9 protein-coding genes are annotated in these 13,338 nt (G+C 71.4%); 1 reads left to right on the top strand and 8 read right to left on the bottom strand.

Annotated features, from left to right (window positions below; all coding sequences use genetic code 11):
* Window positions 1-63: 63 nt before the first annotated feature.
* Window positions 64-2,484: a hypothetical protein gene (locus ACFWYW_RS10475; protein WP_379619514.1), complete on the bottom strand. Its 2,421-nt coding sequence runs from the start codon at window positions 2,482-2,484 to the stop codon at window positions 64-66.
* Between the two features lie 120 nt (window positions 2,485-2,604).
* Between ACFWYW_RS10475 and ACFWYW_RS10480 the strand changes: the two genes are divergently transcribed.
* Entirely contained in the window at window positions 2,605-3,648 is a 1,044-nt protein-coding gene (locus ACFWYW_RS10480) for an exo-alpha-sialidase (protein ID WP_379619516.1), read from the top strand.
* On the opposite strand, the gene ACFWYW_RS10485 is transcribed toward ACFWYW_RS10480, so the two are convergent.
* The 7 genes from ACFWYW_RS10485 to ACFWYW_RS10515 form a co-directional block, all read right to left on the bottom strand.
* Window positions 3,626-6,085 (bottom strand): GH116 family glycosyl-hydrolase, encoded by a 2,460-nt coding sequence (locus tag ACFWYW_RS10485; protein ID WP_379619519.1) that lies wholly within the window; start codon window positions 6,083-6,085, stop codon window positions 3,626-3,628. The genes ACFWYW_RS10480 and ACFWYW_RS10485 overlap by 23 nt on opposite strands.
* Window positions 6,082-6,891 carry a carbohydrate ABC transporter permease gene (locus tag ACFWYW_RS10490; RefSeq protein WP_379619521.1) on the bottom strand — a complete coding sequence of 270 codons (810 nt, stop codon included), beginning with the start codon at window positions 6,889-6,891 and terminating at the stop codon, window positions 6,082-6,084. The genes ACFWYW_RS10485 and ACFWYW_RS10490 overlap by 4 nt, the downstream gene beginning before the upstream one ends.
* Window positions 6,888-7,772, bottom strand: a complete 885-nt coding sequence (locus ACFWYW_RS10495) for a carbohydrate ABC transporter permease (protein ID WP_379619523.1) — start codon at window positions 7,770-7,772, stop codon at window positions 6,888-6,890. The genes ACFWYW_RS10490 and ACFWYW_RS10495 overlap by 4 nt, the downstream gene beginning before the upstream one ends.
* Window positions 7,769-9,079 carry an ABC transporter substrate-binding protein gene (locus ACFWYW_RS10500; protein ID WP_379619525.1) on the bottom strand — a complete coding sequence of 437 codons (1,311 nt, stop codon included), beginning with the start codon at window positions 9,077-9,079 and terminating at the stop codon, window positions 7,769-7,771. The genes ACFWYW_RS10495 and ACFWYW_RS10500 overlap by 4 nt, the downstream gene beginning before the upstream one ends.
* Window positions 9,080-9,098: 19 nt before the next feature.
* The gene (locus ACFWYW_RS10505) at window positions 9,099-10,166 is read right to left on the bottom strand and encodes a glycoside hydrolase family 172 protein (protein ID WP_379619527.1); all 1,068 of its coding nucleotides are present in this window, start codon (window positions 10,164-10,166) and stop codon (window positions 9,099-9,101) included.
* Between the two features lie 130 nt (window positions 10,167-10,296).
* Window positions 10,297-12,096: a DUF4185 domain-containing protein gene (locus ACFWYW_RS10510; protein ID WP_379619529.1), complete on the bottom strand. Its 1,800-nt coding sequence runs from the start codon at window positions 12,094-12,096 to the stop codon at window positions 10,297-10,299.
* Window positions 12,097-12,166: 70 nt separating this feature from the next.
* Window positions 12,167-13,147 (bottom strand): LacI family DNA-binding transcriptional regulator, encoded by a 981-nt coding sequence (locus ACFWYW_RS10515; RefSeq protein WP_379619531.1) that lies wholly within the window; start codon window positions 13,145-13,147, stop codon window positions 12,167-12,169.
* Window positions 13,148-13,338: the final 191 nt, after the last annotated feature.

Consider the following 13,338-nt stretch of genomic DNA (forward strand, 5'->3'; position numbering starts at 1 on the left):
GATCGTCCCGCCTCCGGCCCGATGCCGAACCCCGCCTCCTTCCCGAGGAGGAGGTAAGCGCGGCTACGAGCCCACCTGGTCCGGGGCCGTGACCCGGGTGACCGTGACGGCCGGGCCGCCGGGCCGTGCGGTCAGGAAGGCCACGGACTCCTGGTAGGCGGGGTCGAGCCAGTAGTCGGAGTGCCAGTACGCGATGGGCAGCCGTTCCCCGTGCCCGGGGCGGGCCGGGTCCCAGCAGTGGCGGTCGACGACGTGGCCGCTCGCCGGGCGGGTGACCGACCCCATGAGCGGACCGGTGTCCGACGCCGTCGTCGCCGCCGTGGCCCACTCCGTGACGGGCCCCGTGATCGACCCCGGCGCTCTGGCCGGTTCTCCGGTTTCCTCGGGGGCCGCGGCCGCGTCCGGGATGCGGTGGAAGATGGGGCCGCCGATCGGGTCGCTGCGGCGGTACAGGTTGATCCACGGCACCTTCGCCACCTCCTTCAGGCACTCGGGGCCGAAGTAGGCGGGGAAGAAGGCCGCGTACAGGCGACGCAGCGGAGAGCCGTGCGTCAGCAGGCTGACGCGCTTCTTCATCTCCGGGTCGAGCTGCATGATCGCGGCGACCGCGATGACGCTGCCCTGGCTGTGTCCCGACAGCAGGACCCGGTCGGTGTCGCCGGGGGCGAGCGTGCGCAGGCGGCGCAGCAGGTCGGGGATGACCCGCTCGGTGTAGCAGGGCGGGGCGAGCGGGTGGATGGCCCGCGGCCAGAACGTGCAGATGTCCCACGAGATCCCGATCGTCCGGCGCAGCCCGTTGTCGCTGTACGCACGCCGGCCCAGCAGAACCAGCCCGACCAGCAGCGCGGCCAGCGCCCAGCTACCGAGGGTGGCCATGAGCCCGGCGACCCCGCCCACGGGGATGAGCAGGTTGAGCTGGTAGATGACGGTCACCACGGCGAACCCCGCCAGCCCGAACCCGGACAGCACCCCCAGGACCAGCCCGGCCTTGTCGGTCAGCGAGGCCAGCGCCCACATGCGCGCCACCGTGCTCTGGTTCTCCGCCCCGTATTGCTCCGTCAGCTCGGACGCCAGCGCCGCGGCCACCCTGAGCCGGACGCACACCAGGACGACGCCGGCGACCACCGCGCCCACCCCCACGACGGGCAGCAGCGAGGCGGTCCACCAGGTCTCGTCACCCAGGAAGAGGCGGCGGCCGGGACCGCCGGCGGAGATCCCGGTGTTCATGGAGTCGGGGACCCCGAAGAAGGAGGCGGTCCAGAACACGACCCCGAGCCCGAGCGCGTTCACGCAGGCGGTGGCGGCCATCAGCACGAACCAGCTCGCCATCCCGCCCACCGGCCGCCGCGCCTCCCGCTGCCGGTCCATCAGCGCCAGGCCCAGCACGGCGGCCAGCAGCAACAGCGCCACCCCCACCGTCAGCGCGAAGGTCACCTGCCCCAGCACACCGGTCGGCAGCCGGTAGGCCGGCGCCCCGTTGGGCAGCCCGTTCAGCGCCACCAGGAACGTGACCACGAAGGCCCCCAGCCCCGCCCACCGCACCACGACGCACACCCCGTCGAGCCACGGCCGGCCGGAGTCCGACCGGGGGTTGACGCGGCGGGCCACGCCGGGCAGGAGCACCAGCAGCACCGCGGCCACCTGCACGCCCGCGTTGGCGAGCGTCAGGGCCAGCCCCACCCCGATCCCCGTGTACGGCAGCGCCACCACCAGCCCGATCGACCCGAGCGCGAACGCGAGATGGAGCGCCCGCAGCCGCCCCACAGGCCCTTCCCCGTGCCACAACCGCGGCTGGGCAAGGAGGGCGGAGGTGGACTCGGCCCCGTTGGACGGCATGGCCGTACCCTCGTCACGCATCCAGGTCCGCCGGCCGATCACCCACAGCAGCACCACGACGGCGAAGGGCACCAGCGCGGTGAGCGCGAGCCGGGGCGAGATCTCCTCCGGCCACAGCGCGTTCAGCCACTGCACCCACGACGGCGCTTCCGGCAGGGTGCAGCCACGGCCGGCCGCGGCGCACTGCCAGCCGACGAGGTCCACCGCGGCCCGGGTCACCGCTCCGACCAGCGCCCCGGTCAGCAGCAGCGCGTAGAGCCGCAGCCCGGCCTCGGCCACGTCCCGCAGCAGGATCGCCCAGCGGGACGGCGTACCGTCCGCGGACCCGGGCGCGGGGCGGGGCAGCATGAAGTACGCCAGGTTGACCAGCGCGAACGGCAGCAGCAACAACCACAGCGCGATCGTCTTGCCGCCGGAGGTGAGGCCGCCCCACGCGTACGCCTCCCTGCGCCGGACTCCGGGCAGGTCGGCGTCCTGGCCGGTCGGCTGCCCGCCGGGCCACCACCGCCGGTAGAACCCGGCCTCGTCGTCGCCGCAGACCTGCCGCGGGTGGGGGTGGTTGAGGATGTCGGCGGGCGGGGTGCCGGAGACCCCGTGCACGCGCAGTTCGGTCACCCCGGCCGTGGTGGTGTCGTGGAAACCATCCATACCAGGCACGGTCCGGCATATCCGGGTATGGCGCATGAGTAGGCCCTACTCATGCGTTCCCGGCCGCCGGGACGGTTGGTCTCTAGCGGCGAGGGCCGATCCTGCGGAATGATCGAACGCATGTCGACGGTGGTGTTCGCCTCAGGCACGGATTATCCGGTGTTCCGCATTCCCGCGATCGTCCGCGCGCAGGACGGGACCCTGGTCGCGTTCGCCGAAGGACGGCAGGCGATCAGCGACACCGGCGACATCGACGTGGTGTGCCGCCGCTCCTCCGACGGCGGCCGGAGCTGGGGCCCGCTCCAGGTGGTCACCAGCCACGGAAACGACACCGCGGGAAACCCGGCACCCGTGGTCCTGCCGTCGGGCCGCATCCTCCTGCTCACCTGCCGCAACGCGGGCGCGGCCACCGAGCACGAGATCATGCGCGGCGCCGCCGCCCCCCGCCGCGTCTACCTGCAGCGCTCCGACGACGCCGGCGCGACGTGGAGCCCGCCGTCCGAGATCACCGCCGCCGTGAAACAACCGGCCTGGCGCTGGTACGCCACCGGCCCCGGCCACGGCATCGTCACCACCTCCGGCCGGATCGTCATCGGCGCCAGCCACTCCCGCCCGCCCGCCGCCGGTGACACCGGATCGGAGCCCAAGCACTACGGCGGCCACTGCGTCTACTCCGACGACCAGGGCGCGAACTGGCGGATCGGCTTCACCTCCTCCAACCCCAACGGCTACGTCAACGAGAACGAGACCACCCTGGCCGAACTGCCCGACGGCCGCCTCTACTTCAACTGCCGTGACCGCGGCGGCACCGGCCCCGGCAACCGCGCCGACGCCTACAGCCGCGACGGCGGCCAGACCCTCGAGGTCTCCTACCGCGCCCAGGCCACGATCGTCACCGCCGACGTCCAGGCCAGCGTGCTGGCGCTGCCGGGCGGCCGGCTCCTGTACTCCGGCCCGTCCCACCTCACCGACCGGGCCGCGATGGGCCTGCGGGTCAGCGAGGACGCGGGTCAGACGTGGCAGTTCGTCCGGCACGTGTCCGGGGTGCCGGCCGCCTACTCCGACCTGGTGCATCTGGGCGACGCGGGGGTCGGGCTGCTGTACGAGACGGGAAACTGGTCACCGTACGACCGCATCACGTTCACCACGCTGCCGGGCCTCTGACCGGTTCCTCGACCGAGGCGCCTGCCGGCAGCTCGCCGTACAGGCAGGTGAGGTGGACGCCCTCGGCGTCGCGGGTCAGGTGGCCCCAGCCGGTCGGCAGCAGCAGGGGCCAGCGGCCGGGTCCCCGGTCCCGCACCGTGAGCCGCCCCGTGCCCGCGTCCCACGTGGCGCCGGACATCGCGTCCAGCACCGACCAGCCCGCCATGGCGCGCACGTAGTGGTCGCCGCACTCGATCTGGTTGTACGGGTTGCGCCGCCGCCCGTCGTACCGGCGCCAGAGCCCGCCCAGGATGGCGTCGGCCTCCTCCGTCAGCCCCTCCCACAGGCAGTGCGCCGCGACCTGGTACTCGCTGCCCGTCCACACCTCGTCGCAGTACCGGGTCGGCACCTCGGGCCGCCCGCCCCGCGGCCACGTGCACATGAGCAGCCCGGTGTCGTCACCGTCGGCGAAGACCCGGTACGGATGCTCGAACCCCTCGAAGCCGGTACGCAGGTTGTGCCGCACGATCGCCCGCAACGCCGATACCACGTGCTCGCGCGGCAGGATGTGGCCGAGGCCGAGCTGGTGTGCCCACCACTGGCCGATGAGCTGGTCGGACAGGCAGCCGGTGCCCCACTGGTGGTCGGTGCCGGGTTCCGGCTCCTGGATGTAGTACTCGCCGTTGAAGAGCCGCTCGTCGTACAGGGCGCTGCCCCGGGCGAACAGCTCGGGCAGGTCGTCGCCGAGTCCCATCTCGGCGGCGGCGCGCAGCGCGGCCAGCCACAGCCCGCCCATGTACGGGTTGAGGCCGTTCAGGTCGATGTCGTGCGTGGACGGTTGCACGCCGCGCAGCACGCCGGTCGCCTCCGGGTCCCAGGTGCGGCGGATGTGGCCGAGCAGCCGTTGGAGGGCGGGGCGGTGGTCGGCGGGGTCGCCGTGCCGTACCTCGCGGAAGGTCTTGAGTATGGCGCCGAGCATGCCGTCGAGGGCGGGCTCCGTGGGTCCGCCGATGGGGACGTCCCAGAGCTGGCGCAGGTAGGTGGGGGCCAGGACGCGGTGCGGGAGGTAGCCCTGCGGCGCCTGCGCTATGCCGAACTCGGTGGCCCGCATGTCGCGCTCCAGCGTGGGGAAGAGCTTGGCGACGGCCTGGGCGTAGTTCCACACGTGGGTGCAGTTGAGCGGGCACGAGCCGCCGACGTCGCCGGACCACATCGAGGTGGAGGCGCCGAGCACGCCCTCGAAGCCGTAGAAGGTGCCGTCGGCGGCCCGGAAGCAGGAAGGGCTGCGCAGGATCGCGGCCTGCGCGGCGAGGTGCTCGGCGGTCTCCACCGGCAGTCCGTCGAAGGTACCGGTCCAGCTCAGCGAGTCGTCGCGCAGGCCGGTCCAGTGTTCCTGGGTGTAGGCGGCCACGTCGACGGCGTCGGGGAAGCGGGTGGCGTAGGCGTTGCCCAGCCAGAAGCGGGTCGGGCCCCAGGCGGGGTTCGGCGGGCCGAACTGGATGAAGTCCGCGTACCGGTTGGGGAAGTGCCAGGCGAGGCACATCCGGATCTGGGCGCTCATGCCGGGTTCGAGGGTGACCGGCGCCACCAGGCCGCCGTTCCAGGTGTGGCCCTCCGGTGAGGGGCCCGGCCGGGCGCGGCCGGTCTGGGGGTCGGGTGACCAGGACGCGTGCCGTACCCGATCGGCGTCGCCGTAGACGGCGCGTCCGGCGAGAAACGACAGAAACTCCTCCGGATGCGCCCACTGCGGCAGGAAGGACGCGTGCGGCGAGTCGGCCGACAGCACCGCCTGCCCGGCGCCCGGCGCGGCCGGATCCACGCGCGTGTTCTCCATGACCAGCGCGCTCCACCCGCCGTGGCGGCGCACGCGGTTGGTGTTGCCGCCGTATCCGGCCGCGCGCACGCCCTCGACCGCGGTGGTCCCGTCGTGCCCCACCGGATTCTGCACGGCCGCCGCCAGCCACACCTGCGCCGGCACGGCCCTCTCGTTGGCCAGCGTGAACGTGAACATCGCCACCGGCAGCGAACTGCGCTCCACGTCGAGCGGGATCAGCGGGTTGAACGCCTCCAGCTCCGCCCGCACCGGCAGCCCGTGGTACTCGATCCGGGCGAACGGATACAGCCCGCGAAAGGTCGTCCCCGGCACTCCCGGATGCCGCGCCAGCAGTTCCCGCTGCCACACGGGCACGTGGTCGTCGTTGACCAGCGGCGTTCCCTCCGCCCCCGGCGCGGGGGGCGGCGCCTGCAGGATGACGGTCCTGTTCGCGGGCGGCTCCCACGTGCTCACCCGCAGCGCGAAGAAGGTGTACGGCAGGCCGCCCAGATGGTTGCCCGAGTTCTGGAGCTGCCACTGGCGCAGCCCCCCGTCGGCGCAGATCGCGAGGTTGCCGGTGCCGATCCCGCCGAGCGGCATGGCCACGTGCCGCCCCCGCTCGTGCGGGATGGGCCGCGCCCTCACTTCAGCCCCGAGATGCGGATGCCGGCGATGATGTGCCGCTGGAAGCACAGGAACAGGACGATGACCGGCAGCGCGGCCAGCGCCGAGCCCGCCATGAGCAGGCTCAGCTCGGAGCTCCGGTCGGAACGGAAGGCCGCCAGGTACTGCTGCACCTGGAACAGCTCCGGATCGGTGATCGTCAGCACCGGCCAGATGTAGGCGTTCCAGAACGCCAGGAACGACGTCACCCCCACGACCACGAAGGCTCCTTTGGACAGCGGGACGAAGATGTGCAGGAAGACGCGCCACGGCCCGGCGCCGTCGAGCTGGGCGGCCTCCTCCAGCGCGACCGGCAGCCCGAGGTAGTACTGGCGCAGGAAGAAGACCTGCAGGCCGGACGCGGCGCCGGGGATCACCAGGACGGCCAGCGAGTCCAGCATGCCGAGCTGGGTGACGACGACGAACGAGGTGAGCATGATCGCGATGCCGGGGACGAACATCGTGGTGATCACCACGAACCACAGCGTGCGCTTGAGCGCGAAGTCCAGCCGGGCGAAGGCGTAGGCGCCGAGCGCGTTGACGGCCAGGCTGAGCGCCGCGAACAGGACCGCGCCGGTGAACGTGACCGCCAGCGAGCGCAGGAACGCCGCGTCGCCGAGCAACTGGGCGTAGTTCTCCCAGCGCCACATCTCGGGAAAGAACTGGAACGGCGTCGCCACGACCTCGGTCTTGGCCTTGAACCCGGCCACGGCCATCCAGGCCAGCGGGAACAGTGCCGCCACGGTGAACAGGGCGGCGGTGCCGTACCTGATGATCCGCCCGATCATCCGTCCATCGCCTTCTCCGATCGCACGAGACGGAAGATGACCGCCGAGACCGCGCCCAGGACGGCGAAGAGCAGCAGGGCGGCGGCGATCGAGTAGCCGATGTAGAGGTCGTTGGTGAAGTGGCGGAAGATGAACAGGTTGGGCAGCGTCGTGGAGTCGACCGGGCCGCCCTGCGTCATGACCAACGGCAGCACGAGAAACTGCAGCGACGCGGCGAACCCGGTGACCAGCAGGAACAGGATGATGTTCTTCATGAGCGGCAGCGTGATCCGGAACATCTTGGTCCACGGGCCGGCACCGTCCAGCGAGGCGCACTCGTAGTAGGTCTCGGGGATGTCGAGCAGCCCGGCCAGCATGATCAGGGAGGCGACGCCGACGCCGAGCCAGACCGCCGGCACCGCGACCGCGGCGAGCGCGGTACCGGTCTCGCCGAGCCAGGCCGTGTCCTCCTGCTTGCCCAGCAGGCCGAGGAACCAGTTCAGCAGGCCGCCGCGGTGGGTGTAGATGAGCGAGAACACGATGGCGGCGATCACCTCGGAGATCACCGCGGGGATGTAGATCGTGACCTTCATGAACGCGGCCATCCGCCGGCTGAGCGACTTGACCAGGACGGCGAAGACGAACGCCACGGCCACCTGCGCCGGCACCACCATGGCCGAGAACGCCAGGCCGCGCAGCACCGCGTCGACGAACGCCTGGTCGGTCAGCACGTCGAGGTAGTTGCCGAGGCCGACGAAGACGGGCGACTCGTAGAAGCTCCAGGTGTAGAAGCTGATGTATGCCGCGTGGACCAGCGGCCAGACGACGAAGACGCCCAGCAGGGCCAGGAGCGGCGCCAGCATGAGCAGCGCCGCCCCGGTGTCCCGTCCGCGCCTCGTCAAGATCCCTGGCCCGCGAGGTCGTTCTTCGCGATGAACTCCCTGATCTCGGCGTCGGCCGCCTTCAGCGCGGCATCGATGTCCTTGCCCTGCAGCGCCTTCTCGATGGCCTTGCCGAAGGCCAGGCTGATGGCCCAGTCGTAGGTCGGCTCCGGCTTGGCGCGGGCCACCACCTGATCCTCGATGATCTTGGCCCAGGGGTTCTCCGCGGCGGCCGGGTCGTTCTTGACCGCGTCGGCCACGGCCGCGCGCGGTGAGTACTTGGAGAACTTCGTGATCTTGAAGTAGTCGACCAGCAGCCGGGTGTCGCCGGCCAGCAGCCAGCCGATGGCGTCGGCGGCGGGCTGGGCGTGCTTCGACTTGGCGTCCACGACGAGCGTCCAGCCGCCGAGGGTCGCGGTCGGCTTGGCGGCGTCGCCGTCGAAGGACGGCAGCGCGGCGGCGGCGATGTTCGGGACGAGCTGGGGGTAGTCCGACAGCAGGACGCTCGCGGCCCACGAGCCGCAGACCATCATCGCCGCCTTGCCCTGGCCCATCGGGTTGGCGTCGGCGTACGGCGCGAGCGGCTGCTTGGGCATGATGCCCTGCTGGTAGAGGGCCTGGTAGACCTGCAGAAGCTGCCGGTACGCCGGGTCGCTCGCCCGCGGCGCCGCCCAGTCGTCGCTGATGGGCAGGTGGGAGGCGGCGTTCCACTGCAGGCCCCAGGTGGACCACGCCATGTCGATGGCGTTGCCGGCGGTCACCACGCCCGAGACGTCCCTGGTCGTGAGCCGCTTGCCGTACGCGATGAGCTCGGCCCAGGTGGCGGGCGGCCGGTCGGGGTCGAGCCCGGCCTTGGCGAACAGGTCCTTGCGGTAGAACAGGACGGCCGACGGCTCGACCAGCATCGGGTAGGCGAACCTGCGGCCTTTGTACTCCACCGAGCGCAGCACGGGCTCCTGCAGCCCGGTCCATTTGCCCGCCGGGATGAGCGGGTCGAGCGCCTGGATCTGGCCGGTGCGGGCGAAACCCGGCGCCTTGCTGTAGTTGAGCGTGTAAAGGTCGGGCGCCTTGCCCGCGGCCTGGGCCGCCTTCATCTTCTGGTCCCAGGCGTCGGCGGGGACGATCTGGTGCTTGAGTACGACCTTGTCCTGCGCCTTGTTGTAGGCCGCCACGGCCTTCTTGTACCAGGCGTCCTCCTGGTCGGTGAACTTCTGCTGCCACAGCGTGATCTCGGTCCTGCCGCCGGGCCGCGTGTCCGCGCCGGATCCGCAGCCGAGCGCCAGCACCGCCGCGCCCGCCAGGCACGCGGTCAGCCGGATGACTCGCACGTCTCCTCCTTCCCGCTCCTCAGATCAGCCGGGCGCTCACGGGCGGCAGGGTGAACGGCCGGTGCGGCAGCTCCTGGTACCAGTACGCGACCGAGGACAGGTCGTCGCTGCGCCGGTTGGCGTGCCCGTGCTCGATCGTCACGCGGATCGAGGTGGTGAAGGGCACGGGGTCCTCGATGTGGAAGCGGTACAGGGAGATCTGGCCGCTCCAGTTCTCGCCGCCCGGGAGCGTGATCCCGTGATAGGGCGCGTGGTACGGCCGGCTGGGGCACCACGCGGTGTTGAAGTAGTCCTCGGTGCCGGTGCCGTGCAGGCTCGGCGGGAAGGCCTCGCCGTCGATGAAGATCATGTCGTCGCCCTCGCCGTACCAGTTCCAGTCGGCCGTCCGGCGCAGGTTCGTCACGTTGAGCACACAGCCGACGTAGTGGCCGCGGCCCTCGGCGTCGAGGATGACGTAGTTCCCGGCGCCGTCGGTGTTGGCGCCGTCGAACAGCCACGCGGAGTTGGACAGCTCGCCCTGCTCCAGGCCGTCGGCCGGGCACTCGCGCCGCCACTGGGCGTGGAACCGGCCCAGCCCGTCACCCAGTTCGCCGAACTCGTCGTAGTCGATGTAGTAGTAGAACCACAGCACCTCCGACGCGCACTCGCTGACCAGCTCGAACCGGGCGCCGTCGGCGAAGGGCATGTGGAACCAGCAGTTGAACGCCTTGCCGTCCTGCGGGCTCATCTGGAGCGGGGCGGAGACGAAGTCGGCGGTGCGCGCGTGGCCCATGCCGAAGAAGTCGCCGAGCGGCACGAACACGCTGGGGTGCTCGGAGCCGTCCCAGTAGATCTTCAGCACGAGCTTGCGCAGGAAGTCGCGGTCGGCGGTCTCCGGAGTGGCGGGGTCGCGGGGGGCGACGGTCATCCAGATGTGGTTGACCGAGCCGGCCCCGCGCAGGTCGGCCAGCGTCACGGTCTGGCCGGGCTCGATCGTGATCCTGTCGTCGTTGCCGCCGGTGCGGTCCCAGCTCGACGACCGGCGGCGGCGGTACGCGCGTAACCTCGGCAGGTCGCGGAGGCTGCTGCCGTGCTGGCCGTAGGTCACGGTCGTTCCTCCTTGAGAAATCGATTGCTGACGTCGTACCTCGGTTGGCGGGACGCGTCAAGAGGCTCCCTGACGCGGTGAGTGGCTGATTGCGGTCTTGTACTGGGGTTTTGTCGGAGGAATCGATTTCTCAGCCGCGGACGAGCGAGACGTCGTCGAGCTGGAGCCACATGTCGCCGTTGTCGGTCCAGATCCCGGCGAACACCTCCACCGAGGTACGCGGGCCGCTGTCGAACGCGACCCGGTATCGGGTCCACGAACCCACCGCCCGGAAGTTCGTCTCGCTGAACGGCGCGCCGCCCGGATCCCTGACGCCGAAGAAGCCGTTGTCGTTGTTGTCCGAGGTCCGCAGCCAGCCGGTCAGGACATAGCGGGTGTTCGGCGCGACCGGCACCACCTGGTACAGGTCATGCCAGCCCCGGTTGTAGCGAGCGAACGCATTGCGGTCGGCGGTGAAGGACCAGGTCCCGTTGTCGATGCCGCAGTTGCCGTGGCAGGCCCACGGGGTGGCGACCGTGCCGGTGGTCTGGCGCTCGAAGCTCGGGTCGCGGACCAGGTTGGCGTTGGTGACGGCGGCGTCCGGGGTCAGGGTGATCCGGATGAGGTAGACGTTGTACGGCGTCCACTCCGACAGCGTCAGGTACAGATCGGGGCCTTGCGACCAGGGGTGCATGAAGCCGCCGTACAGGCCGGGGTAGTCGGCGGAGCTCGCGACGAGCGCCGGTGCGCTCCACGGTCCCGTCGGGGCCGCCGCCGAGCGCAGGACCACGTCGCTGCCCTGCAGGTAGGTCATCAGCCACTTGCCGGTGTACGCGTTGAACTGCACCGACAGCTCGGCCACGGGGGCGTTCACCACCGGGGCGGCCAGGGTGTCCTGGCCCTGCCGCCACTGGGAGCCGGTCCAGTACTGGTAGGCGGACTTGTCGAGGATCTGGCGCTCGGGGACCCGGGCCAGGTAGGCGGCGCCGCTCCGGCCGTTGGGGGTGGCGAACAGGTGGACGTAGCCGTCTCGGCGGACCATCGCCGCCATCTGGAAGTGGTTGCCGCCGTCCGGGTTGTCCCAGCGGGGAGTGGTCGCCGCCGTCCAGTTCTGGCCGTTGTCGTCGGAGTAGGCGATGCCGGCGTAGTTGGTGTCCCATTGGCCGGGCGGGCCCCAGTGGCGTACCGACATGTACCCCATGTACTGCCGCGTCCCCACCGACACGCCCGCCGTGGGAATGACGGTGATCTCGTCACCGTCGACCTTCCGGCTGGGGATCAGCTCCTTGGCATGCCCCGCCCGATCGGTGGCCGCGCTGCTGAAGGTCATCCCGTCAGCCAGATCCCGGTCGCCGCTCCGCAGGAGCACCTGGCTCCGCCAGTCACCCCCGTTCGCCCCCGGTGGCGCCCACCCGTCCCCGAAGGTGTCCCCGAAGGCGGCCAGCACCTCCCCGGCTCCGTTGTCCCACATGATCCCAAGATCAGTGGCATTGACCTTCCAAGCCAGATCCGTCCCCGACCCCGCCCCCGTAACCTTCGCCACCACCACCCCCGGCGACCGCCCCACCCCCACGACACCCCGCCCCTCTCCCCCACCCCACCCTCCCGACACCTTCGGGTCTCGCCCTCCCGGCGCGACCCCCACGCCCCACCTTCCTCGCGCCGCTTCCCCCTGCCTGTCCCGGGCAACCTCCCCGCCCGAGACCGTCGAACCCGAGTGCCGCCTTCCCGGCGCGGCCTCGGGGTGTCCCGCTGAGACGCTTTCCCGGCCCGGCGCCGCCTGCCGGGGTTCCGGAGCGGGGCCTTCCCGCATCACCGCTGCGGCCGGGAGCGGGCCGGGAGCTGCGCGCTCCCCGTGCGACGCGGCGTCGGCGGGCAGGTGGGGGGCGGTGGTGGTGATCAGGGCGAGCAGGCTGCCCGTGACCGTCCAGGTACGTAAGCGGGTGTCCATGTGCCCGGCCTCCTCGGGAAATCGATTTCCCGCATTGTCAAGCGGCCCGGCGACGCCGTCAAGAACCGTGTCATACCAGTACGGCAGGCAGCACCACGTGCCGAGGCGGGAACCCCTCCCCCGACACGCGGCGCAACAGCAGCTCCACAGCGAGCCGCCCGATCTCGTACGTGGGCTGCGAGATCAGCGTCATCGCGTCACTCAGCCCCAGAGCCCACCGCATGTCGTCGAACACCGCCAGCGTGATGTCCTCCGGATAGCGCAGGCCGTACTCCCGCAAAGCGGTCGCCGCGCCGAGCGCCATGAGGTTGTTCGACACGAACAGCGCGTCCGGCCCGGGTTTGAGACGCAGCAGTCCGGCGGCGGCGGCGCGCCCGCCCTCGATGCGGTAGTCGCCCCGCACCACCAGCTCGCGACGGTAGGCGAGACCGGCGGCCCGCAGCCCGTGCCGGTACCCGGCCAGCCGGTCCACGGCGGTCGCCACCTCGGTCGGCCCCGCGATGAACCCGATCCGCCGACACCCCTGATCCACCAGCCGCAGGACCGCGTCCTGGGCAGCCTTGACGTTGTTGACCCCGACCCGGTCGACTTTGGCCGTCTGCAGCCGCCGATCGACGGTGACGACAGGTATGCCGCGTTCGGCGAGAAGCGCGATCGAGGTACGCGTCGCCGAGGCCGGTGACAGGATCACCCCAGCCATGTTCTCGGCGGCGGCCACCTCGATGGAGCGCTGCTCCTTCTCCAGGTCCTCGTCGGTGTTGGCCAGCATCACCGAGTACCCCGCCTTGCTCGCGGCGTCCTCCGCGCCGCGCACCATCGAGGTGAAGAACGGGTTCGTGATGTCCGAGATGATCAGCCCGAGGACGGTGGTGGCACGGGTCCGCAGGAACCTGGCCTGCGAACTCGGCCGATACCCCAGCTCCCGGACGGCCGCCAGCACCCGCTCCCGCAGTTCCTCGGCCACCGTGGGCCCATGGTTGAGCACCCGCGACACCGTGGCCGGAGAAACCCCGGCCCGACCGGCCACATCCTTGATCGTGATCTGCGCCACCGCACCTCCAGTCCCCTGGAAATCGATTTCCCCCGAGTCTCCCACGCCCACCGACCCACGGCGCCCCCATGCCGCCAGCCCCACACACGCAAGCGCCCACAAGCCCGCGAGGCCACAGGCGCGGGGTACCCCACAGGCGAGCGTGCTCCCGGGCGCGGGTACCCACAGACGCGTGTGTCCCCCCCGGGGGG

The sequence above is a fragment of the Nonomuraea sp. NPDC059023 genome (assembly GCF_042740095.1).
Classification (GTDB): Bacteria; Actinomycetota; Actinomycetes; order Streptosporangiales; family Streptosporangiaceae; genus Nonomuraea.